The 25,784-nt window shown below is 74.3% G+C and carries 4 protein-coding genes; all 4 read right to left on the bottom strand.

Annotation, left to right across the window (positions count from 1 at the left end):
* Positions 1-29 precede the first annotated feature (29 nt).
* On the bottom strand, positions 30-6,116 hold the full coding sequence (locus ACIP94_RS28055) for an aminotransferase class III-fold pyridoxal phosphate-dependent enzyme (RefSeq protein WP_402431748.1): 6,087 nt from the start codon (positions 6,114-6,116) through the stop codon (positions 30-32).
* A 122-nt stretch (positions 6,117-6,238) separates the two neighbouring features.
* Positions 6,239-12,796 (bottom strand): SDR family NAD(P)-dependent oxidoreductase, encoded by a 6,558-nt coding sequence (locus ACIP94_RS28050; RefSeq protein WP_402431424.1) that lies wholly within the window; start codon positions 12,794-12,796, stop codon positions 6,239-6,241.
* 331 nt (positions 12,797-13,127) lie between these two features.
* Positions 13,128-17,885, bottom strand: coding sequence for a type I polyketide synthase (locus ACIP94_RS28045; RefSeq protein ID WP_402431422.1), 4,758 nt, complete (start codon positions 17,883-17,885; stop codon positions 13,128-13,130).
* On the bottom strand, positions 17,878-25,335 hold the full coding sequence (locus tag ACIP94_RS28040) for an amino acid adenylation domain-containing protein (protein ID WP_402431419.1): 7,458 nt from the start codon (positions 25,333-25,335) through the stop codon (positions 17,878-17,880). Before ACIP94_RS28040 ends, ACIP94_RS28045 begins: the two co-directional genes overlap by 8 nt.
* Positions 25,336-25,784: the final 449 nt, after the last annotated feature.

Raw genomic sequence — 25,784 nt, 5'->3', positions numbered from 1 at the left:
GTCGGGGCTCTGCGTGTACTCGGGGACGTTCAGCGCGGCAGCTCGTCGACACGCCGCTCCGGATGGGCGGCCAGTTCCTCCAGCAGCGCCCGGAACCGGGCGGCCCAGGCGCGCACGCGGGCGTCGTCGAAGAGGTCCGTGCGGTAGTCGAAGTCCAGGCGCAGCCCGCCGTCGTGCTCCAGGCCGTCGAGGCGGAAGTCGGTGAGCGCGAACCGTGTCGGCACGGGCCGGAACTCCGCCTGGAGCCCCTCGAAGTCGGGGCACGGTGTGGCGCGGTCGAGGTTGAAGACGGTGCGCAGCGGCAGCGGGAAGGTGGCGGGGTCCGCGCCGAGCGCGTCGCGCAGCCGCGCGAACGGCACCTCCTGGTGCTCGAAGGCGGCCAGCACGGCCGCTCGGACGGTCCGCAGATGCCCGGCGAGGGTGGCGTCCGCGGCCAGGGTGCTGCGCACCGGCAGGAAGTGGGCGCAGTAGCCGACGGCCGACTCGCTGCCCTTGAGGGCACGGCCCGCCTGGGGGGTGCCGACGACGATGTCGTCCTGCCCGGTCAGTTCGTGGACGAGCAGGCTGTACGCGGTGAGCAGCGTCATGAACAGGCTCGCCCTGTGGGCCCGTCCGGTCTTCTTGACCGCGGTGAGCAGCTCGGCGTCGAGGGTGGTGGTGAACCGGGCGCCGTGGTGGGAGCCCGTGTCGCCCTTCCGGTCGCGGTCGGTGGGCAGCAGCGTGTCCGGGAAGCCGTCGCGGAATCTCTCCAGCCAGTACGCCTGCTGCTCGGCGAGCTCGGGCCGCCGCCGCTGCTGCCACTCCACGATGTCGCGGTGCTGGAGGGGGCGGGCCGGCGTCGCGGGGGTGCCACGGCGCTCGGCGGTGTAGAGGGCGGCCAGCTCCTCGGTCAGGACGGAGACGGACCAGCCGTCCGAGACGATGTGGTGCGCGAGCAGGGCGAGGTCGTGCAGGTCGTCGGCGAGCCGGAGCACGGCGATGCGCAGCAGCGGCCCCTCGGTGAGGGAGAACGGCCGCGCCATCGCCTCCCGCCACCATGCCTCGACCCCCTCGTCCCGCCGGTCGGCGGTGACCGCGGTGAGGTCGACGGCCTCCACGGGGATGTCGGCGGCGGGCCGCACCAGGGCGGTCCCGCTCGCGCCGCCGTCGGGGAAGACCGTGCGCAGCGCCTCGTGGCGGGCGGTCAGGGCGGCCACGGCGCGGCGCAGCGCGGGCAGGTCGAGGGGGCCGCGCAGCCGGATGTCCTCGGGGACCGTCCAGGAGGGCGCGCCGTCGTCGGCGGCGCGCTCCAGGGCCAGCAGGGGCCACTGCTCCTCGCCGAGGGGAACGGGGCGTGCGGCGGCACCGGGTGCGGGCGGCAGGAACTCCCCCTCGCGCATGGCCGCGATGGACTCCTTGACGGCGGCGATGATGCCGTCGATGTCCTCGTCGGTGTGCGCGGTGGACAGGAAGCAGGTGCGTCCCTCCCAGAGATAGACGCCCCGGCTCAGGAGGTGGAAGTGGAACACCTCGATCTCCAGCGGCTGGTAGGCGTAGCTGGCGTTGCCGCGCCACGCGAACCGGAACACCGAGGAGAAGTGCAGGACCCGGATGGGCACCTCCTCCGCCTCGAAGAAGGCGTTGAGGGTCTCCGCGAGCCGGGTCGTGCGCGCGGTGAGGGCCTCCTGAAGCCCGGGGCCCTGGTCGCGCAGGTGCCGCAGGATGCCCCGGGCGGCGGCCATGGCCAGCGGGTGCATCTCGAACGTGGACCCGATATAGGTCTTCTCGCTGTCGGGGTCGGGGCCCGGCCCGTCGGCCCACACCCCTCCGTCGACGCGGTCCAGGTACTCGGCCTTGCCGGCCACGACGCTCACCGGCAGGCCGCCGCCGACGACCTTTCCGTACGCGACGATGTCGGCCTGCACACCGAAGTACGCCTGAGCGCCGCCCGGGTGGACCCGGAAGCCGGTGATCACCTCGTCGAAGATGAGCGGGATGCCGAGGCGGGCGGTCAGCTCACGCAGTTCCCTGAGGAACCCGGCGGGCTGGAGCGCCGGGTTGCGGCTCTGCACGGGCTCGACGAGCACGCCCGCGAGCTGGTCCGCGTGCTCCTCGATGGCCTTCAGGGCCGAGGCGGCGCCGTAGGTGAGGATCAGCGGGTCCTGGGCGGACTGCGGGGAGATGCCGGGCGCCATCGGGAGGGAGTGCGTGGGGTCGCCCAGCACGTCCGGCAGGGCCAGCACCCGGTCGTCCTGGCCGTGGTAGGACCCGGAGAACATCACGAACCGGGAGCGGCCGGTCGCCGCCTGGGCCATGCGCAGCGCGCCCCGGACCGCGTCGGTGCCGGTCACCGCGAAGAACAGCCGCTCCACGCCGGTCATCTCGCACACCAGCTCGGCGACCTCGTCGGACAGGGAGGAGATGGGGCCGAGCTGGAGGCCGTACTCCAGCCGGTCGGCGACGGCACCGGCGACGAAGTCGGGGTCGTGGCCGCACAGCAGCACGCCGACGCCCATGGCGATGTCGATGTACTCGTTGCCGTCGATGTCCCAGAAGTGCGCGCCGTGCGCCCGCTCTCCGATGACGGGGTACGAGACGGAGCGGGTCTCGGGCCGCACCGACCGCATCCGGGTGTCGGCCCGCCGCGCCCGGTGGTCGACGGCCCGCGCCAGCGAGCCCGCCGTCCGCTTCTTGTACGTGTCCAGCAGCTCGTCCAGGTGCGCCCGCTGGGCGGGGGTCAGCTCCCGGGGCGGCGCGCCGGCCGCGACGGGGCGCCTCGCGGGGCCGGGCCGGCCCGCGGGGGCCGGTGCGGGGGCCGTCTCGCGGCGCGGTGCGGGGACGGTGGCGGCAGCGGGGGCAGCGGCGGCGGGCAGCGCGGCGGGAGCGGACTCGCCGTGCCGGGCAAGTACTTCCAGCTGATGCTGCATCACTTCCAGTTGCGCCGCCATGAGCTGGGCGAGTCCGCCCTGGTCCGCGGCTGCGGCCGGGAGGACGGGCAGGGCGGCGGGGGCCGGCGTGACGGTGGTTCCCGCCGCGGCGGGCAGGGGCGCCGGGGCGGGTGCGTGTACGGGGGCGGGCGCGTCGCCCGGCAGGGGGTGGCCCGCCGGAAGGTGGGCGTCCAGGTGCTCGGCGATGGCCTCGGGGGTGTCCAGGTCGTCGAAGAGGCGGCCCACGGTGAGCGTGATGCCGTACAGATCGGTGATGTCCTGGATGATCCGCACCATCAGCAGCGAGTCCGCCCCGAGGTCGACGAGGGTGGTCCCGGGCACCATGTCCGAGATCTCCATCTCCAGTCCGGCGCCCACGCGTTCACGCAGGTCCGCGAGGATACGCTCGCGCCGCCCGGCCTCGGTGGCCGGCGCGGGGGCGTACACCTGGGACGAGGGTTGCTCAGGCACAGTGGGCTCTTCTCTCCGTGCGAACCAGTGGGGAGTGCGCTGGAAGGGATACGTGGGGGCCGGCACCCGGCGGCGCCCGTACGGGCCGTCGAACGCGGCCCAGTCGACGTCCACGCCCGCCGTGTACAGCTCGGCGACGCTGTGCAGGAGCTGCTTCCAGTCGTCGCGGCCCTCCCACAGGGAGGACGGCCAGCGCACCGCGGGCCCGGTCCAGCTCTGCCGGCCCAGCAGTTGCAGCACCGGCTGTGGACCGATCTCCAGGATCGCGCCGCAGTCCTCCCTGGCGAGAGCGGCCATTCCGTCGGAGAACCGGACCGGCTCCCTCATATGACGACACCAGTAGGCGGCGTCCACGGCGTCGACCGGTGCGCCGGTCACGTTCGAGATCATCTTCACGCGGGGCGCGGTGTACGTGACCCGTGCGGCGGCCTTCTCGTACGCGGCGAGCGCGGGCTCGATCATCGGGGAGTGCGGGGCGTGCGGGATGCGCAACGACCGGCCGTCCAGTCCCCGGGCCTTCAGCGCCGCGAGCGCCTCGGCCACGGCGCCGGCGGTGCCCGCGATCAGGGTCTCGCGGGGCCCGTTGAGCCCGGCGACGCCGACCTGCCCGGCGAAGGCCTCGAGCACCGGCACGACCTCGTCCGCCGGAGCGAGGACCGCCGCCGTCGCTCCGCCCGAGGTGGTGTCCTCGATGAGCCGGGCTCGACGGGCGACCAGTTCGAGGCCGTCCTCCAGGCTGAAGAAGCCCGCCACACAGGCGGCCGCGTACTCGCCCGTGCTGTGGCCGAGCACGACCTGCGGCTCGACGCCCCACGAGCGCCACAGCCGCGCGAGCGCGTACTCCAGCGCGAAGAGCGCGGGCTGGGCGTGCGAGGTGCGGTCGATCAGGCCCTGTCCCGGGCCGTCGGGCGCCGGGTACAGCACGTCGAGCAGCGGGGCCTCCAGGAGTCCGTGCCCGCGCAGGATCTCGTCGCAGGTCTCCAGGGTCCGCCGGAAGCCCGGGTGCGTGTCGAACAGCAGCCGGCCCATGCCCGCGTACTGGGAGCCCTGACCGGTGAACAGGAACGCGACGCCGGGGCGCGCGGTGGCATGGCCCGACGAGACTCGGGCGCGGCGCCCCTCCGCGTAGGCGGCCAGCAGGCCGGCCGCCTCGGCGCCGTCCGCCGCGGGGACCGCCAGCCGGTGCGGGTGGGCCGAACGCGCCGTGCCGGCGGTGTGGGCCACATCGGCGAGCGGGGGCGCGGCGGGCCCGGTGAGGAACGCGGCGTACCGGCCGGCGAGTTCGCGCAGGGCCTCGGGAGTGCGCGCGGACAGCGGCAGCACGTGGCGGGGGCGGTCGGGGCCCTGGGTGGCGGGGGCGGGGGCCGTGGAGTCGGTGACAGTTGCGGAAGCCGTGGAGGCGGTGACGGTCGCAGGGGCCGTGGAGGCGGTGACGGTCGCAGGGGCCGTGGAGGCGGTGACGGTCGCAGGGGCCGTGGAGGCGGTGACGGGCGCGGCCTCCAGGACGACGTGGGCGTTGGTCCCGCTGAAGCCGAAGGAGCTGACACCGGCGGCGCGGGCGGCCTCGGGCCAGTCCCGCAGCTCGGTGGGCACCTCCACGGGCAGGTCCGCCCACGGGATGTGGGGGTTGGGCTCCCGGAAGTTGAGGTTGGGGGGCACCTGGCCGTGCCGGAGCACCTGCACCGCCTTGATGAGCCCGGCGGCCCCGGCGGCGGCCTCCAGGTGCCCGATGTTGGTCTTCGCGGCGCCGATCAACAGCGGGCCCGCCGGACCGCGGTCGCCGAAGACCGCGCCGAGCGCCTCCACTTCGATGGGGTCGCCGAGCTGGGTGCCGGTGCCATGCGCCTCTACATAGCCCACCTCGTGCGGCGCGATCCCGGCGTCCGCCAGCGCCGCCCGGATGACCTCCTGCTGGGCGAGACCGTTGGGCGCGGTCAGCCCGTTGGTCCGTCCGTCCTGGTTGACGGCCGTGCCCCGGATCACCGCGTGCACCGGGTCGCCCGCCGCGAGGGCGTCCGCGAGCCGCTTCAGTACCACGATGCCCGCGCCCTCTCCGCGCGCATAGCCGTCGGCGCGGCTGTCGAAGGTCTTGCAGCGGCCGTCGGCGGCGAGCGCCGACCCCTTGCAGAACGCGATGAACGCGTCCGGCGAGAGCATCAGGCTGGCCCCGCCGGCGAGCGCCATGTCGCACTCTGCGGCGCGCAGGCTGCGGACCGCCAGATGCACGGCGACCAGGGCCGACGAGCAGGCCGTGTCCAGGGCCAGGCTGGGGCCGCGCAGCCCGAGGTGGTACGAGAGCCGGCCGCTCGCCACGCTCAGGGCCGTGCCCGTCACATCGTGCATCTCCACGGAGTGCGCGGCCGAGCGCTGCATCTGGTGGAGGTACTCGGCCTCCGAGATGCCGACGAACACACCGGTACGGCTGCCGCCCAGCCGGCGGGGGTCGCGCCCGGAGTCCTCCAGCGCCTCCCACGCCACTTCGAGGAGCAGCCGCTGCTGCGGATCCAGCCGCCTGGCCTCGCGCGGCGAGATCCCGAAGAAGCCCGCATCGAACCCGGCGACATCGTCGAGGAAGCCGCCCCGGCGGCAGTACATACGGTCCTCGGCGCCGGGGTCGGGGTCGTAGAGCCCGTCCACGTCCCACCGGTCGGCGGGGATGTCCCCGATCGCCTCACGGCCGGTGCGCAGCAGCTCCCAGTAGGCGTCCGGGTCGGGTGCCGACGGCAGACGGCAGCCCATGCCGATCACGGCGATCGGCTGCGACCGTTCCTGTTCGAGTTCGCGGATCCGGGTCTGCAGTCCGCGGATGGCGGTGAGCGCCTTGCGCAGTCTGAGCGCGTCGTCGCTGTCGTGGTGGTCGGTCACGGCGTGGCGTCCTCATCGTCGTTCAGCAGCAGGTCGAGTTCGCGGTCGACAAGCGCCCGCAGGTCGTCCAGGGGCAGGGCGTCCGGGCTGCCGGAGGGGTCCGGGTCACCGGAGGGGTCTGGGCTGCCGGAGGGGGCCCGGTCGCCGGCCGCCGCCGCGCTGCCGTAGGCCTCCGCGGCCGCCGCGCCGCCGGGCTTCGTGTCGAGGCCGAGCTGTTCCTCCAGGTGAGCCTGGAGCTGTTCGACCGTGGGGTGGTTGAAGGCGACGGTCGAGCCGAGCGACACCTCCAGATCGCGCTGGAGGCGGTTTCTCAGCTCGACGACCATCAGCGAGTCCATGCCGAGTTCGGAGAACGTGGTGTGCCCGTCGACGCGGTACCCGGAGGGCAGCTCCATCAGGGTGATGAGCTGCCGCTCCAGATAGCCGCGCAGCAGCCCGGGACGCTCGTCGGGCGGGGCCTGCGTCAGCCGGGTGCGCCAGGACTTAGCCCGGGCGGAGGCGGCGGACGGGGCCGGCTCGGCGCCGCCTGCGGATCCGGCCCGGCGCACACGGTCGCGTCCCGCGGTCGGCATGACGCCGATCTGCGCGACGGGTGCGCCGAGAAGGGCGATGAGCGCGTCGACGCCCTGCTCCGGAGGGATCATCGCGGTGCCGGTCCTGGCCATGCGGTCGGCCAGGTGGGCGGCCATGCCGACCTCGGCCCACGGGCCCCAGTTGATCGAGAGGCCGGGCAGGCCGTCGGCACGACGGCGGGCCATCAGCGCGTCGAGGAAGGCGTTGGCGGCCGCGTAGTTGCCCTGACCGCCGTCCTCCAGGAGGGCGGCGACGGACGAGAAGGCGACGAAGAAGTCCAGCGGCAGCTTCCTGGCCCGGACCACCCGGTCCAGCTCCCCCGCACCCCCCGCCTTCGGCCCGAACACCCGACCGAACCGCTCCCCCGACTGCGCCCCCAACACCCCGTCGTCCACCACACCCGCCGCATGCACCACACCCCGCAACGGAGCCACCGCACACACCCGATCCACCAAACGCTCCACCTCACCCGGCACCGACACATCAGCCGCCACCAGATGCACCCGCGCCCCCAACGCCTCCATCTCCGAAACCGCTTCCCTCACCCCAGCCGACGGCTCACCCGCCCCCCGACCCGCCAACACCACATGACCCGCACCCTCCACCACCAACCGGCGCGCCACAGCCAACCCCAGACCACCCAGACCACCCGTGACCAGATAGCCCGCCCCCGACGACAACCGCACCGGCCGGTCGAAGGTGAGCACGACCTTCCCGATGTGCCGGGTGTGCTGCATATGGGCATAGGCGCGGGCCGCGTCCCGGCGCGGGAACACCGTCATGGGCAGCGGGCGCAGCGCGCCGGACGCGAACAGCCCGCCCAGCGCCGTGAACAGGCCGGGCAGCAGCGTGCCGTCGCGTTCGGCGTCGTCACCGAGGTCGAACGGGAAGTAGCCGACGTCGGGCCGTTCGCTCCGCATCCGGTCGGGGGACCAGATGCCGAGCCTGCCCATCTCGACGAAGCGTCCGCCGGGCGCGAGCGCCGACAGACCGGCGGGGATGAACTCGCCGCTGAGGCTGTTGAGGATGACGTCGACGCCCTTCTGCCCGGTGAGGTCGAGCAGTTCCCCGGCGAACGAGGTACTGCGGGAGTCCAGGACATGGGTGACACCCAGGGCCCGCACCGCGTCCCGCTTCCCGGGCCCGGCCGTGGCGAACACCTCCGCGCCGAGGGCCCGCGCGATCTGCACCGCGGCCCCGCCGACGCCACCGGAGGCCGCGTGCACCAGCACCCGTTCGCCGGGCCGCAGCGAGGCCAGGCGGGCCAGGGCGTAGTAGGCGGTCAGGAAGGCCAGCGGGATCGTGGCGCCCTCGGTCATGGACAGCCCCTCGGGCAGCGGGGCGACCTGGCCGGCCGACGTGGTGACGTAGTCCGCGAAGCCGCCCTCGGTCATCGCCATCACCGCGTCGCCGACGGCCGGTTGGATCACCCCGGGCCCGACGGCGGTGACGACGCCCGCGCATTCGAAGCCGAGCGGGATGTCCTCGGCGTGTTCGAGACCGTAGGCCCCCGCGTAGTGCTCGCGCATCATGCCCAGCGAGATCAGCACATCACGGAAGTTGAGGCCGGCGGCCCGCACCTCGATCTCGACCTCGCCCGGCTGCGGGGAGCGGCGCCGGGCCGGCCGCGACCGCAGATACTCCGGGCCGCCGTACTCGGTGAGCACGAGGCGGCTCGGGGCGGGGTCGGGGGTGGGGTCGGGGGCCGGGGTCAGCTCCGGACGCAGACGCCTCCCGTCCCGTACCGCGCTGTACGACAGCCCGGTCCGCAACAGCCGCTCCAACGGCGTCGCCCCGTCACCGTCCACCACCACACACCGCAGCTCCGGATGCTCGGCATTCACCGTCCGCACCAGACCCCACAACGCACCCTGCGCCGGATCAGGCCGCTCCAGCCCCCGCACCACCTGACCCAAAGACGTCACCACATACAACCGCGGAGGCACCGCACACGCCGACAGCCGCTGCACCAACCCCAGCAACCCCACCGACAACGCCAACCCACGCGACGCATCCGAAGCGTCCGCCCCGCCCACTGACGAAACGTCACCGACGCCAGAGGCAACGAACACCACATGCTCCGCCCCCGACACCTCCCCCACCAACGTCACACCCGGCCCCAGATCCACCCCACCGGACCCACCCAATCCACCAGAGGCACCAGAGCCAGCGGACGCACCGGACGCATAGGCCCCGGACGCATCGACCACACACCACCGCCCCGACAACCCAGGACCCACACCCTCCCCACCCACCTCCGACCACTCCACACCCACCAACCACCCCGCCCACTCCGCGGCGGTGGTGAGGGCGCCACGGGGGGCGGGACGGTCCTCGAATCCCTCGACCTCGGCCAGGGGCCTGCCGTCGGCGTCCAGGAGGTCGATGTCCCACCGGCCGTCCCGGGCACGGCGGGCGTGGATCCAGTGCGCGCGTTCGTCGGCGTGCGGGCGCACCACGAGCCGGGCCACCGCGAACGGCAGCCGGGCCTCGTCCGGCGCGTCCGAGGCGAGCGCACACGCCTCGGTGGCCTGGAACAGCGCGTCCAGCAGGCCGGGGTGGACGGGGGCGAGCGGGGCGGCGCCTGGTTCCGCCGGGGTCACCTCGGCCAGTGCCTCGTCCGCGTCCGCCCAGATCCGGTCCAGCCTGCGGAAGCGGGGCCCGAGTTCGATGCCGTGGGCGGCGAGCCGCGCGTAGAGCGTGTCCCCGTCGATGCGACGGCCGAGCCGCTCCCGGACGGCGGCCACGTCCACGGTCCGGTCCGTCCCCCGGCCTTCGGGGGCCGGGTCCACGACCACCCGGCCACTGGCGAACACGGGAGCGCTCCCGGGGTCCTCGGACCCATCGGCGTCGTACTCCTCCGCCTCGGTGGCGTCGAGCAGCCGGAACTCCCGTTCGGAGGCGTCCGCGGCCGGGCTCAGCACGAGTTGGACGGTGCGCGTGCCCTCGTCGGGCAGCACCAGCGGCCCGGGGAACACCACATCGCGCAGGACGACCGTGCGCGCGCCGTGGACCGCCTCGGCGGCGCTCGCCGCCATCGCCAGATGGCAGGCGCCGGGCGACACCACGGCCCCGCCCACCCGGTGTTCTCCGAGGAAGGGCAGGGTGCCGGTGCCGAGCCCGGTCTGGAAGACCGTAGCCCGGTACAGCGGGAGGCGCACCCGGGAGTCGAGCAGGGGCCTGACCCGGGCGGCGGCGCGGGCCGCGCCCGCGCCCTGCGGCGGCGCCGTGAACCAGTGGCGCTCGCGCTGGAAGGGGTAGGTGGGCAGCGGGACCCGCCGGGCGTGGGTACGGCCGTCCACGGCCGCCCAGTCCACGGGCACGCCCCGTACATGCAGGGCGGCGGCGCCGGACAGCAGCGCAGACCACTCCCGGTCGGGCCTGAGGCTCGGCACCCAGGCCGTGGCGTCGTCCTCGTCGTCTCCGGCATCGGGCAGGCAGGCCCGGCCTAGGCCCAGCAGGACCGGCTTGGGCCCGGCCTCCACGAACACCCGGGCGCCCTCGGTGTGCGCGGCCCGTACGGCGTCGGCGAACCGCACCGGTTCCAGGACGTGCCGTACCCAGTACTCGGGGTCGCACAGCTCGTCCGCGTCCGCCGGGGCGCCGGTCAGGTCCGACACGACGGTCAGGCGCGGGGCCGAGTACCGCAGCCGCCGCGCGACCTCGCGCAGCCGCTCGGCGACCGGTGCCATGAGCGGGGAGTGGAAGGCGTGCGACACCGCCAGGCGACGGGCCTTGACGCCCTGCTCGGCGAGCGCCGCCACCGCCGACTCCACCTGGTCGGCGGCTCCGGACACGACCACCTCGCCGGGCGCGTTCACGGCCGCGACGGACACCAGCGGGTGGGGGGCGACGGCGGCGGCGACGGCGGCCTCGTCCGCGCGCAGCGACACCATCACACCGCCGTCCGGCAGCGCGCCCATGAGCCGGCCCCGCTCGGCCACCAGCAGCGTCGCGTCCTCCAGTGTGAACACCCCGGCCACACAGGCCGCGACGATCCCGCCGACGCTGTGGCCGAGCACCACGTCGGGGGTGACGCCCCAGGAGCGCCACAGCTCCGCGAGGGCGTACTCGATCGCGAACAGGGCCGGCTGGGTGTACTCGGTACGGTCCAGCGGCTCCTGCCCCGTCCCGCTCCCTCCGTCGCCCGGGACGCCGGCGCCGGTGTCCTCCGGGCGTAGGACGGAGAGCAGGGGGCGGTCCAGGTGGCGGTCGAGGAGTTCGGCGCAACGGTCGACGGCCTGACGGAACACCGGCTGCCCGGCGTACAGCTCGCGCGCCATGCCCGCGTACTGCGCGCCCTGCCCGGTGAAGAGGAAGGCCACGGTGGGCACGGGCCGGTGCGCGGGGACGTACCCGGCGGCCCCGCTGCCCGAGGTCAGCCGTTCGGCCAGTTCCCCGGGCGAGTCGCCCACGACGGCGAGCCGGTGCTCGAAGTGGTCCCGGCCGGCGTCGGCGGTGAAGCAGACGTCGGCGAGGGACGCCCCGCCCGCGCCCTCGGCCAGGAAACCGGCCATCCGGCGGCTGGCGTCGGCCAGCGCGGTCTCGGTACGGCCGGACAGGGCCAGGACGTGCACGGGACGGGAGGACTCCTCGGCGGGCCCGGGGTCGTCGGGGGCGGCGGCGAGCACGATGTGCGCGTTGGTGCCGCTCATGCCGAAGGAGCTGACCCCCGCGACCCGGGCGCCGCCCGCCGGCGGCCACGCGGTGGGCGCGGACGGCACGGTGAACGGCAGGTCCGCCCAGTCGATGTGCGGATTGGGCTCGGTGAAGTGCACATTGCCCGGGATCTCGCCGTGCCGCAGCGCCAGAACCGTCTTGATGACACCGGCGATCCCGGCCGCGCCCTCGGTGTGCCCGATGTTGCTCTTCACGGCGCCCAGCAGCACCGGGTGCGGGCTCCCGCCGAACACCGCGGCGAGGGCGCCGACCTCGATCGGGTCGCCCAGGGCGGTGCCGGTGCCGTGGGTCTCGACGAAGGACACCTCCTCCGGTGCGACGTCCGCGTTGGCGAGCGCGTCACGGATGAGGGAGATCTGCGCGGACTGGTTGGGGACGGTGAAGCCGCTCGCGGGACCGTCGTGGTTGACGGCCGAGCCGCGTACGACGGCGAGGACGGTGTCGCCGTCCCGGCGGGCGTCGGACAGCCGCTTGAGGACGACGATCCCGCAGCCCTCGCTGCGGCCGAACCCGTCCGCGCGGGCGTCGAAGGTCTTGCAGCGGCCGTCCGGGGCCAGCGCGCCGGTCCTGGCCAGCGACAGCGAGGTGGTCGGGGACAGCCGTAGGTGCACCCCTCCCGCGAGGGCCAGGTCGCACTCGCCGAGCCGCAGCGCGGACACCGCCTGGTGGAGGGCGACCAGGGAGCTGGAACATCCCGTGTCCATGGCCATGTTGGGGCCCTGGAGGCCGAGGACGTGCGAGAGCCGGCCGGAGGCGAAGCAGAAGCCGGTGCCGGTGGCGTCGTAGTGCTCCAGGCGGGTGCCGGCCGCCTCCTCGACGAGCCGTGCGTAGTCGTTCTCGGCGATGCCCACATAGACGCCGGTGCGGCTGCCGCGCAGGGTCCTCGGGGCGTGCCCGGCGTCCTCCAGGGCCTCCCAGGTGACCTCCAGCAGCATCCGGTGCTGGGGGTCGAGACGTGCGGCCTCCTTGGGGGAGATGCCGAAGAACAGCGGGTCGAACCGGTCCACGCCGTCCACGAAACCGCCGTAGCGGGTGTACAGCTTCCCCGCTGCGGCCGGGTCCGGGTCGTACAGCGCCGCCATGTCCCAGCGGTCCGGCGGGACTTCCGTGATGGCGTCCCTGCCCTCGCGCAGCAGCCGCCAGAACTCGGCCGTGTTGTTCGCGGAGGGAAACCGGCAGGACATGCCGATGATCGCGATCTCCTCGCGGCCGCGGGCGAGTTCGCTCTCCAGCTTGTCGATGACGTACACGGACTGCTGCAGCGAGGCCAGCAGCTCGTCGTGCGGCGTCGTTCCGGCCATGGTGGCGTTTCCCTCCAACAACTCGGCTGTACGGAGCGGCGGTTCAGTGCGCCAAGGCGCGTACGAGGCGCACCCCGGCGCCGCGCCGCGGCGGTGCGTCGGCCGGCGCCGTGGGATCGGTGCGGGCGGAGCGCGAACGGGTCGGCGCGCGGTCGGCAGCGGTGTCGCTCTGCCTGGCCATCAGCGGCCCGGCGGGGTGTCTGCGGGAGGGGTGGGGCGGCGCACGGTGGCGGTGAGGCTCGTCACTGTCTCGGTACCTGTCCCTTTCTCGGTACGTGTCGCTGCGCTGCGGGAGAACCCGGTCCGGTGCTCTCGCGGCCGGCCCGCCGGGTCAGGCGCGCCGGTGTGTGCGGTACTTCTCCGAGATGCGCGCCATCAGCTCGCTCGCCGACGTGTCGGCGGGAACCGTGCCGCGGGAGCCCTCCTGCTCCGCCTCGCCGGCCGGGTCCTCGGCTGGTTCGGCGGACGGGAGGGCGAGTTGCCGTGCCAGGAAGGGCACGAGGTCGTCGAGGTTCGGGTGGGTGAAGGCCAGGGTGGCGGGCAGCTTCAGCTTGAGGGCGTCCGACAGCAGCGCCCGGAACTCCACGGCCATGAGCGAGTCCATGCCGAGGGAGGCGAAGCCCTGATGCCGGCCGACCGGCCCGCGGGAACCCAGCACCTGGCGCAGCATCAGCTCGACCCGTTCCGCCAGGAGGGCGTGGGGATCGCGGGCGGCGGCCAGCTCGGAGCGCAGTGACGGCGTCCGGTCCGCGGCATGGCCCGCCGCGCCCGTGCGCCCGGCACCGGCCGCGGTGGCCGCGGTGGCCGCGGACGCGGTGGCCGGACCGGCGAGCCGGTCCAGATACCCGTCCGGCAGGGTGTCGCCGAGCGTGGCGCGGAAGGCGGCCCAGTCCGCCGGTACGACGGCGACACCCGCGGTGGCCGGGGCGGCTCGGGCCAGCCGGACCGCGATGTGGGCGCCGCTGTCGGCCGGGATCGGCCGCAGTCCGGTCTTCTCGTGGTCGGCGGAGTCCCGGGCGGCCATGCCGACCTCGGCCCAGGGGCCCCAGTTGATCGAGAGGCCGGGCAGGCCGTCGGCACGACGGCGGGCCATCAGCGCGTCGAGGAAGGCGTTGGCGGCCGCGTATCCGCCCGTCCCCAGGGTGGGGACGAGGGCGGCGACGGACGAGAAGGCGACGAAGAAGTCCAGCGGCAGCTTCCTGGCCCGGACCACCCGGTCCAGCTCCCCCGCACCCCCCGCCTTCGGCCCGAACACCCGACCGAACCGCTCCCCCGACTGCGCCCCCAACACCCCGTCGTCCACCACACCCGCCGCATGCACCACACCCCGCAACGGAGCCACCGCACACACCCGATCCACCAAACGCTCCACCTCACCCGGCACCGACACATCAGCCGCCACCAGATGCACCCGCGCCCCCAACGCCTCCATCTCCGAAACCGCTTCCCTCACCCCAGCCGACGGCTCACCCGCCCCCCGACCCGCCAACACCACATGACCCGCACCCTCCACCACCAACCGGCGCGCCACAGCCAACCCCAGACCACCCAGACCACCCGTGACCAGATAGCCCGCCCCCGACGACAACCGTGCGGCGGAGGTGGTCCGTTCGGGGTCGGAGGGGCGGTCGGGAGCGGAGTCGGCAGTGGATTCGGGGGCGGGGTCGGGGGTGGGGTCGGGGGCCGGGGTCAGCTCCGGACGCAGACGCCTCCCGTCCCGGACCGCGCTGTACGACAGCCCGGTCCGCAACAGCCGCTCCAACGGCGTCGCCCCGTCACCGTCCACCACCACACACCGCAGCTCCGGATGCTCGGCATTCACCGTCCGCACCAGACCCCACAACGCACCCTGCGCCGGATCAGGCCGCTCCAGCCCCCGCACCACCTGACCCAAAGACGTCACCACATACAACCGCGGAGGCACCGCACACGCCGACAGCCGCTGCACCAACCCCAGCAACCCCACCGACAACGCCAACCCACGCGACGCATCCGAAGCGTCCGCCCCGCCCACTGACGAAACGTCACCGACGCCAGAGGCAACGAACACCACATGCTCCGCCCCCGACACCTCCCCCACCAACGTCACACCCGGCCCCAGATCCACCCCACCGGACCCACCCAATCCACCAGAGGCACCAGAGGCACCAGAGCCAGCGGACGCACCGGACCCATAGGCCCCGGACGCATCGACCACACACCACCGCCCCGACAACCCAGGACCCACACCCTCCCCACCCACCTCCGACCACTCCACACCCACCAACCACCCCGCCCACTCCGCGGCGGTGCTGAGGGCGGTGGACCGGGCCGGTGCGGCCGGCGGTTCCTCGGTGAACCAGTGGCGTTCGTGCTGGAACGGGTAGGTCGGGAGGGCGACACGGCGCCCTGCCGGGCGCCGGTCCCGGTGGAAGGACGCCCAGTCGACGGGAACGCCCCGGACGTGGAGTGCGGCGAGGCTTGTGAGGAGTTCGGTCCCGTCACGGCCGGGGCGCAGGCTGGGCAGCCAGAGCGCGTCGGCCTCGGGGAGGCAGCCACGGCCCAGTCCGAGCAGCACGGGCCTGGGCCCGATCTCCACGAAGGCGCGGGCACCCGAGGCGTACAGGGCGCGCACGCCGTCCGCGAAACGGACCGGGGCCAGGGTGTGCCTCGCCCAGTAGCCGGGGTCGCACAGCTCCTCCGCGCCTACGGGCGCGCCGGTGACGTTGGAGATCACGGGGATACGGGGCGCGCTGAAGCGGACGGAGCGGGCCGCTTCGGTCAGGGGCGCGGTGACGGGCTCCATGAGCGGCGAGTGGAAGGCGTGCGAGACGCGCAGATCACGCCCGGATTCGCCGTGCCCGGCCAGTTCGGCGACCGCCTCGCGCACCTGCCCGCCGTCGCCCGAGACAACCACGTCCTCGGGGCCGTTGACGGCGGCGACGGACACCAGCGGGTAGCGTCGTACGACGTCCTCGACCTGTTCGGGCCGGGCGCGCAGCGCGACCATCACGCCGCCGGCCGGGAGCTGCTGCATCAGCCGGGCGCGTTCGGCCACCAGGCGCAGACCGTCGGCGAGGGAGAACACCCCGGCGACACAGGCGGCGGTGTACTCGCCGACGCTGTGCCCGAGCACGGCCACGGGCTCGATCCCCCACGACCGCCAGAGCCTGGCCAGGGCGTACTCCACCGCGAACAGCGCCGGTTGGGTGAAGCGCGTCTTCCGCAGCTCCTCGGCGGCCGCCTCCGCGTCGGCCGGATCCGGGTACAGCAGGGTGGTGAGCGGGCGGCCCAGGATCGGGTCCAGGATGTCCGCGCACTCGTCGAGGGCCCGGCGGAACACCGGCTGCCTCTCGTACAGCTCCCGTCCCATGTCCGGGTACTGGGAGCCCTGGCCGGTGAACAGGAAGGCGACCTCGGGGACCGAGCGCGCGCCCCGGACCTGCCCCTCGAAGGTGCCCGGGCCGCCGTCGGTGAGCCCTCGGGCCAGCTCGTCGGCGGAGCCGGCGACGACCGCCCGGCGGTGTTCGAGGTGGCTGCGCCCGGTGGCGGCGGTGAGGCAGACGTCGGCGAGGGACGCCCCGCCCGCTCCGTCGGCCACGAACGCGGCCATGCGCGCGCCCGCCTCGTCGAGCGCCGCCGGGGTCGCGCCCGAGACGGTGAGGACGTGCACGGCCCCGTCGGCGGGCGGCGCCGTGGGGGTTGCCTCGGACGGCCCCGTGCCGGTCGCTCCGGCGGCGGCCGGGCCCTCCAGGACCAGATGGCAGTTGGTGCCGCTGAAGCCGAACGAGCTGACCCCGGCCAGGCGGCGGTCCTCGCGCCAGGGCTCGAGGGCGGTGGGCACCTTCAGGGGCAGCTCGTCCCAGTCGATCAGCGGGCTCGGGGTGTGGAGGTGCAGCGTGGGCGGGATGACCCCGGCGCGCAGCGCGAGGACCGCCTTGATGACGCCCGCGATACCGGCTGCCGCCTCCAGGTGCCCCATGTTCGACTTGACCGAGCCGACCGCGAGGGGCCGGGGCCGGCCGGCGAAGACCGCTCCGAGCGCGGCGGCCTCGATGGGGTCGCCGAGCGCCGTGCCGGTGCCGTGCGCCTCGACGTAGCCGATCTCGTGCGGCTCGGCGCCCGCGTCCCGCAGCGCCTGCCGGATGACGTCCTGCTGCGACGGGCCGTGCGGCACCGTCAGTCCGCTGCGGTGCCCGTCCTGGTTGGTGGCGCTGCCCCGGATGACGGCGAGGACGCGGTCGCCGTCCCGGCGGGCGTCGGTGAGCCGCTTGAGGACGATCATTCCGCAGCCCTCGGCGCGTACGTACCCGTCGGCGGCGGCGTCGAAGGGCTTGCAGCGGCCGTCCGGGGCCATCATGCGCGCCTTGGAGAGGCTGATCGTCTCATGCGGGGTGACGATCAGGTTGACGCCTCCGGCGAGCGCCATGTCGCAGGCTCCGTCGCGCAGGTTCATCACGGCCAGGTGCACCGAGACCAGGGAGGACGAGCAGGCGGTGTCGACGGAGAGCGAGGGGCCGGTCAGGCCGAGGAAGTACGACAGCCGTCCGCTGGCCGTGCTGGTGGTGCTGCCGGAGCTGAAGTAGCCGTCCAGGGTGTCGGCGCCCCGGGCCACCATCGCCTCGCGGTAGTCGACGTTGCTGATGCCGACGAAGACCCCGGTGCGGGCGGGCAGGCTCTTCACCGGCATGCCCGCGTCCTCGAACGCCTCCCACGACACCTCCATCAGCAGCCGCTGCTGGGGGTCGACGCCGGCCGCCTCGCGGGCGGAGATGCCGAACAGCGCGGCGTCGAAGCCGGTGAGGTCGTCCAGGAAGCCGCCGTGCCGGGTGGACATCCGGCCGGGGGCGTCCGGGTCGGGGTCGTAGTAGGCGTCCACGTCCCAGCGGTCGGCGGGCACCTCGGTGATCGCGTCGCGGCCCTCGGCCAGCAGCCGCCAGTACGCCTCGGGGCCCTCGGCGCCCGGGAAGCGGCACCCCATGCCCACGATGGCGACCGGCTCCCGACCCGCCGCGCCGGAGCGGGTCCGGGCGACCTCCTGCTCCAGTTCCTCGATCCGGGTCAGGGCCCCCTTCAGCAGGGCCTCGTAGCGGTCGTTCTTCTCACGCATGGTCGAACTTCCCGATCCCCAGCTTCTTGGCCAGCAGTTCCGCCACGTCGTCGGCCCCCGGGCCGCCGGTGTCCCCCGGCTCCTCGGCCCCGCTCGCGGTGTCGTCGCCGCCCTCGTCCGCGTCGTCGTCGAGGCCCAGGACCTCGCCGAGGTGCCCGGTCAGCGACGACAGCGTCGGGTAGTCGAAGACGACGGTCTGGCTCAGGCGGCAGCCCAGCACGGTCTGCAACCGGTTGCGCAGTTCGATGGAGCCCAGCGAGTCCAGGCCGAGCGAGAACAGGCCCACGTCCGGCTCCAGTCCGGTGTCCGAGCCCAGGGCGTGCACCACCTGCTCCCACACCGTGTCGGCGAGCAGCCGGTGGCGCCGCCCCGGGTGCTCGGCCGCCAGCCGGTCCCGGAACGGGGCGGACGCATCGGGGGCGGCGGCACCCGTCGCGGGCCGCGGCCGGAACCCGGACAGGAACGGGACGGGACCGATCTGGTGCTCCAGGAACCGGGGCCAGTCGATGGGCAGGACGGCGACCGCACCGCCCGCGGGCCGGGCCCCGAGCAGCGCGCCCAGCGCGTCCACACCCTGGCGGAGCGGGATGACGCCCTCGCCCATGCGCTCCAGCTTCTCGTCGAGGCCCAGCCGGGCGCTCATGCCCGCCCCGGCCCAGGAGCCCCACTGCACGGCCAGGGCCGGCAGCCCGAGGCCCCGGCGGTAGGAGGCGAGGCCGTCCGCATAGGCGTTGGCGGCGGCGTAGTTGGCCTGACCGGGTGCGCCCAGCGCGGAGGACACCGACGAGAACAGTACGAAGAAGTCCAGCGGCAGGTCCCGGGTCAGCCGGTGCAGCAGCCAGGCACCCTGCGCCTTCGGCCCGTGCACCCGGGCGAAGCGTTCGGCGGTCTGCTCGCCGAGGACTCCGTCGTCCAGGACGCCCGCGAGGTGCAGCACCCCGCGCAGCGGGGGCAGTTGGGGATCGTCGGCGATCCGCCGCAGACACTCCCTCAGCGCGGCCTCGTCACCGACGTCGACGGCGGCGGTGTCCACGCGGGTGCCCGCGGCCCGCAGCTCGTCGATCGCCTCGTTCGCGGCCGGACCGGGTGCGCCGCGCCCGGCCAGCACCAGATGACGCGCGCCCCGCTCGTGCAGCAGCCGCGCGGTCTCGAGGCCGAGGCCGCCGAGCCCGCCGGTGACCAGATAGGTGGCGTCCGGGGAGACGGCCGGGCTCTCGGCGGTCGCGAGGGTCGTCCGGGCGAGCCGGGCCAGATGCCGGATTCCGTCGCGGTGACCGATCTGGTCCTCGTCCGATCCCCCGGCGGCCAGGGCCAGTTCGGCGGCGAGCGCGGCGGCCTGCGCGACGAGGGGCCGCGCCGGGTCCAGGTCGATCTGCACCGGCCGTAGATCGCTCTGCTCGAGCCCGACCACCCGGCCGAGGCCCCACAGGGCCGCCTGGGCCGGGTCGGTCACCTCGTGGCCCGCCACGGCCTGCGCGCCCCGGGTCACGACGCACAGCCGGGGTGTGCTCTCGCCCCGCCCGGCCAGGGCCTGGACGAGGTGCAGCAGCCGCACGCCGTGCCCGAGCGCCGCGTCCGCGTGGACGGGGGCCGCGGGCCCGGTGCCGTCGTCCACGGGGGCCGCGGGCCCGGGGGCGTCGTCCGCGGCGGTCCCGGGCTGTTCGGCGGGCCAGGCGGCCACGACCAGGTCGCAGCGTCCGTCCGGATCACCGAGCGCACGGTCCAGCAGGCGCGCCACGTCCTCGGGGCCGGTGGCGCCGGAGGGGTCGAGGGTGCGGACCGTGGCAGCGTGGGTCCGGGCCGCCTCGGTCAGCGCCGGGGCGAGCGGCCCCTGCGACAGGACGAGCCAGTGCCCGCCGCGGCCCCCGGGTGCCGGTGCGGCGGCCGGCTCCGGTGTCCACGAGGTCCGGTAGAGCCAGTCGCGCCAGGCGGCCCCGGGGCGGCCCAGCATGGCCTGCCGCTCGGCCCGCTTGAGCAGGACGCCCTCCATGGTGAGGACGACCCGGCCCTCGTCGTCGTACAGGTCCACGTCGCCGTGCAGGGTCTCGGGGTCGTCGCTGTCCGCGGGCCGCAGCCGGGCGTGGCACCACGCCGAGGTGCCCACCCGCTCGTGGAACAGCATGCGCTCCACGCCGACCGGAACATAGGTGCGGCGCCCGTATTTCTCCGGGTAGGTGACCGTCAGCGCCAGGAAGCACGCTTCGAGCAGCACCGGGTGGATCCGGTGCAGCGGCGCCTCGTCGGTCAGCTCGCTCGGCAGGGCGATCCGGGAAAGGCAGGCGGCGTTCTCGCGCCACAGGTGCTCGGTGGCCCAGAACAGCGGTCCGAGGTCGATCTCGCGTTCCCGCTCGCCCTGGTAGATCTCCTCGACCGGGACCTCCGCGGTGAAGCGGGCCCTGAGGTCCGCCAGGGGTTCGGCCGGGCCGGTCTGCGTCCGCGCGGGCCCCGGCGTGAGCCGTCCCGAGATATGGGTGGTCCATGGATCGGTGCCGGCCGCCCCGGCGGGCCGGGAGTGGATGCGCAGCGCGTACGCGTCCCCGGTCTGGCCGCCCTCCGGCTTCAGGACGATCTGCATGTCCCGGTCGACGTGCTCGTCGGGGAAGGTCATGGCCCGGTGGATGAAGAAGTCCCGCAGCTCGACGGCCTCGGTGCCGAAGGCCTCCTGTCCGGCCGCGAACGCCGTCGCCAGATAGGCGACACCGGGCATCACCACGGTCTGGAACACCCGGTGGCCCCCCAGCCAGCGCAGATCCCGTACGCCCACCACGGACGCGAAGCGGATGTCGTCGCTGTCGGCCAGGTCCAGCCGCCGCCCGATCAGCGGTGCGCCCTCGGCCCGCGCGGCGGGCGGAAAGACGGCTCCGGCCGGGGCGTCGATCCAGTGCCGCCGCCGCTGCCACGGGTAGGTGGGCAGGGCGACGCGCCGGTGCCGCCCGGGTTCGTAGAGCCGCCGCAGGTCGACGGGACGTCCGGCCTCCCACAGGGCGCCGGCCGCCGCCAGGAGCCGGCGCTGTTCGCCGCCCCGGCCCAGGCTCGGCACCAGCAGGGCGGGGAACCGGTCGGCGACCTGCTCGCTCACGAACGGCAGCAGCGTGGGGCGGGGCGAGATCTCCACGAAGACGTCGGCGCCGGACGCCGCCATGGCCGCCGCGCCGTCGGCGAACCGCACGGGCCGCATGATGTGCTCCACCCAGTACTCGGCGCGCGCCAGTTCCTCGCCGGCCGGCTCGCCGGTCACGTTGGAGACGACCGGGATGCGGGGCGGCGCGTACCGGACGGACGCGGCGACCTCGGCGAACCGCTCCAGCATGGGCCGCATCAGCGGTGAGTGGAAGGCGTGGGAGACCGTCAGTTCGCTGTGGCGGACGCCGCGTTCGTCCAGGGCGGCGACGATGTCCGCGACGGTGCGCCCGTCCCCGGACACGACGGTGGAGCGGGCCCCGTTGACCGCCGCGATGGAGACCGTGTCCCGGTAGGGGGCGATGAGCCGGTCCACCTCGTCCTCGGGCGCGGCCACGGACACCATGCCGCCGCCGCCGGGCAGCGCGCCCATCAGCCGGCCGCGCTCGGTGACCAGGGTCAGCGCGTCCTGAAGGGAGAACACCCCGGCGCGGCAGGCCGCGACATACTCGCCCAGGCTGTGGCCGATGACGACGTCGGGCCGTACGCCCCAGGACTCCCACAGCTCCGCGAGGGCGAACTCGAAGGCGAAGAGGGCGGGTTGGGCGTACTCGGTGGAGTCGACCGGAGAGTCCTCGCCCTCGGCGGGGAAGAGCACCTGAGGCAGCGGCCGGGGCAGCCGCCCGGCCAGCAGCCCGGCACAGCGGTCGAGGGCCGCGCGGAAGACGGGCTGGGTGTCGTACAACTCGCGTCCCATGCCCGCGTACTGGGATCCCTGGCCGCTGAACACGAACGCGGTCCGGCCGCCGGGCGCGACGGCCGCCCGGCCGGGTCCGGCCTCGGCGCCCAGGGCGTCGGCGGCCTCCTCGGCGGTCGCGGCGACGACCGCGAGCCGGTGCTCGAACGAGCGGCGGCCGGTCGCCGCGGTGAAGCACACGTCGGCGAGCGGGAGGCCGGGCCGTTCCTTGAGGTGCCGTGTGTAGCGGTCCGCCAGCTCCCGCAGCGCCTCGGGAGTGCGTGCGCTGAGGGTGAGCAGTTGCGGGGCCTCGGGCGCGGGCCGCGCGCCGGGCGCGGCCGCGGGGCCCTCCTCCAGCACGACATGGCAGTTGGTGCCGCCCATGCCGAAGGAGCTGACACCGGCCCGGCGCGGGGTCTCCCCCTCCGGCCAGGCGGTGGCGGTCGTGTTGACGTGGAAGGGTCCGGACGCGAAGTCGATGCGCGGGTTGGGTTCGGTGAAGTGCAGGCTGGGTGGCAGGGTGCGGTGCTCCAGGGCGAGTGCGGCCTTGATCAGCCCGGCGATGCCGGCCGCCTCGTCCAGATGCCCGATGTTGGTCTTCACCGATCCGATGGCACACGAACCGGCGACGGTGGGCCGCTCGGTGCTCGACCGGAACGCCTCGGTCAGCGCGGCGACCTCGATGGGGTCGCCCATCGCGGTGCCCGTGCCGTGCGCCTCGACATAGCCGACGGTCGCGGAGTCGACGCGGGCGTCGGCGAGGGCGTCCTTGACGACCTCGGCCTGCCGCTCGACGCTCGGCGCGGTGAAACCGACCTTGTCCGCGCCGTCGTTGTTGACCGCGGAGCCCTTGATGACCGCGACGATCCGGTCGCCGTCGGCGAGGGCGTCATCGAGCCGCTTGAGGACCACGAGGCCGCAGCCGTTGCCGAAGAGCGTGCCCTCCGCCCGGGCGTCGAAGGCCCGGCAGTGCCCGTCCCGCGAGCGGATCATGCCCTCCTCGTGGAGGTAGCCGCCCTTCTGCGGTACGACGATCGACACGCCGCCGGCCAGCGCCATGTCACTCTCGCCGGACCTGAGGCTGCGGCAGGCGAGGTGCACGGCGACCAGGGAGGTGGAGCAGGCGGTCTGCACATTCACGCTCGGGCCGCGCAGGCCCAGCTTGTACGAGGCCCGGGTGGGCAGGTAGTTGCGGTCGTTGCCGAGCTTCAGCTGGAACTGGATCATGTCGGCCTCGATGAACGGGCCGCCGTGCGGGTACCCGAAGTGCGGGCCGAGGTTGTTCACCAGATACGTGCTCATGCCGGACCCGGCGAACACGCCGACCGGCCCGTGCTCCTCGCCCGGCGCGTATCCGGCGTTCTCGAAGGCCTCCCACGCGCACTCGAGGAAGACGCGCTGCTGGGGGTCGATGGTGGCGGCGTCCTTGGCTGTGATGTCGAAGAACGCCGCGTCGAACAGGTCGATGTCCGGCAGCACCGCGCCGGCCGGCACATGGTCGGGATGGTCGAGCAGCCGCCGGTCGCCCTGGTCCAGTTCGTCCGCGCCGAACCGGGTGACGGACTCGATGCCGTCGCGCAGGTTCTCCCAGAAGGTCTCCGTGTCCCCGGCGCCGGGGAAGCGGCCCGCCATGCCGATGATCGCGATGTCGGCCGCGTCCGCGGCCGCGCGACGGGGGCGTCGGCGCTCGGTGGTGGGGGCCGTGGCGTCGTCGAGGTACGCGGCGAGCGCCCGTACGGTGGGGTGGCGGAACAGATCGACCACCGGGAGCGTCCGGTCCAGCAGTTCGGACAGCCGGCGCTGGACCGTGACCAGGTGCAGCGAGGTGCCGCCGATGTCGAAGAAGGTGTCGTGGACGCCGACGGTGTCCAGCCCGAGGACCTCCTGCCACACCTCGGCCACAAGGCGTTCGGTGTCCGTGTCGGCCCGCACCGGGGTGGTGTCGGAGAGCCGCTCCAACACGGCGGGCGGGGTGAGCCGGCGGCGGTCCGTCTTGCCGCTGGAGGTCAGCGGCATCGCGTCCAGCACGTCATAGGCGTCGGGCACCATGGGTCCCGGCAGCCGGTCCGCGAGGTGGGCGCGCAGCCGGCGGGCCGCGCCGTCGCGGGCCGCCCCGGGCCGCAGCACCAGATGGGCGACGAGCCGCCGGTGGCCGTGCACGTCATGGGCGAGGACGACGGCCTCGGCGACGTCGGGGTGGGCGGCGAGGGCCGCCTCCACCTCACCGGGCTCGATGCGGATGCCCCGGATCTTGACCTGGTCGTCCATGCGACCGAGGTGTTCGACGGTGCCGTCGGGCAGGGCGCGGGCGAGGTCACCGGTGCGGTAGAGCGTGCCGTCGCCGAACGGGTCGGCCACGAACCGCCCGGCCGTCAGGTCCGGCCGTCCCAGGTAGCCGGCCGCCACGCCCGCGCCGGCGACGCACAGTTCGCCCTCGGTGCCGTCGGGCACGGGCCGCAGCTCGGCGTCGAGGACGTACACCCGGACGTTGTCGAGGGGCAGCCCGATGGGCGCCGTCGACGGCCACGCGGCGGGGTCGCCGGTGAGAGTGCAGGCCGTGGCGTCCTGGAACTCCGTCGCGCCGTAGTGGTTGTGCAGCAGGGCTTTGGTGCGGCCGAACAGCTCTCTGATCGCGGGGGTGACGCGCAACCGCTCCCCGGTGGTGATCACCTCGCGCAGCGCCGGGGGCGCGGGGGCGTCCAGAGCGGCCTCGGCGAGCTGGGTCAGCACGGTGACCGGCGCGAAGAGCCGTTCGACGCGCTGCTCGGCGAGGAAGCCGGCCAGCGCGTAGGAGTTGCGGCGCACCTCCTCGTCGGCGAGGACGAGCGTGCCGCCGAAGCAGAGCGTGGAGAAGATCTCGTGGAAGGAGAAGTCGAAGCTGACCGCGCACACCTGCGCGGTCCTCGACCGGCAGCTGCCGGGGCGGCTGCGGTCGTGCCAGGTCAGCATGTTGACCAGGGAGCGGTGGGTCATCGCGACCCCCTTGGGGCGTCCCGTCGACCCGGAGGTGAAGATGACGTAGGCGGGCGTCTCGGGTCCGCCGCGCCGCCCGGCAGCGTTCCTCCCGGCACCGTCCGGTCGCGGGCCGTCCCCGGCGGCGGCTCCCCGCTCGTCCGGGACCAGGACGCGGAGCGTGTCCGCCGGGAAGGTGCGGGAACCGTCGGTGACGGCGATGCGGATGCCCGCCTGATCCACGATGTCCCGTACGCGCTCGTCCGGGTCCGCGGCGTCCAGGGGGACGTAGGCGGCGCCGGCCTTGAGGATGCCCAGCATCGCGGCGAACAGTCCGGGGCCGCGTTCCAGGCACACGGCGACGGGTTCGCCGATGCCGGCCCCGAGGTCGCGCAGCCCGGCGGCGACGCGTTCGGCCATCTCGTCGAGTTCGCCGTAGGTGGTGCGCCGTTCCCCGTGGACGACCGCGAGGGCTTCGGCGCCACCGGGGCCGCCGGCGCCCGCGGGACCGGCCGGCTCGCCGCGTACCACCCGCTCGAACAGCTCGTGCACCGTGCTGTCGGGGATGGCGGCAATGGCTCCGAGCCACGCACTGGACGGCTTCCCAGTGCCCGGCCCCCGCCTGTCGCGCGCGTCGCTCATCGCCTGGCTCCCCCGGTGCAATCAGCAATCAAAGGCTGTTGGACGAATGGTATGGAAGTCCGGCGGCCGGGCAGTATCAATTGCTCGGGCCACAGGACGATTTGGACAGGAACGGCTGTGCCGTGTGAAGCGGAGTCGACGCCAGACTAGGCATCCAAGGTGCCTTCTGCGCAAGGGCCTTCGCCAACTAATGATCCACAGTCGCCCCACTGGCGCTTCCTCGTCGTGCCGCCTGGATGACCGGCCCCTCCACGGGTTACCGTCCTCCACGGGATCTTGTTCTGTTGATCGCTTGGGGGCATGCTGTTCAACGGGTAGGCTGCCCGGCGGTCGGCGCGGTACTGGTGTTGTCGGTTCGGCGTCGGTACCGTCCTGCTCCGGTCGGTGATACTTGGCCGAAATAGCCCGGGGGGGGGAAGCGCCGTTGCGCAGTCGGCGGAGCGCTTCAT

The sequence above is a fragment of the Streptomyces sp. NPDC093261 genome, assembly GCF_044753645.1.
Classification (GTDB): domain Bacteria; phylum Actinomycetota; class Actinomycetes; order Streptomycetales; family Streptomycetaceae; genus Streptomyces.
Note: the sequence above shows the minus strand (reverse complement) of the source record. Positions and strands in the feature narration are given on the sequence as shown.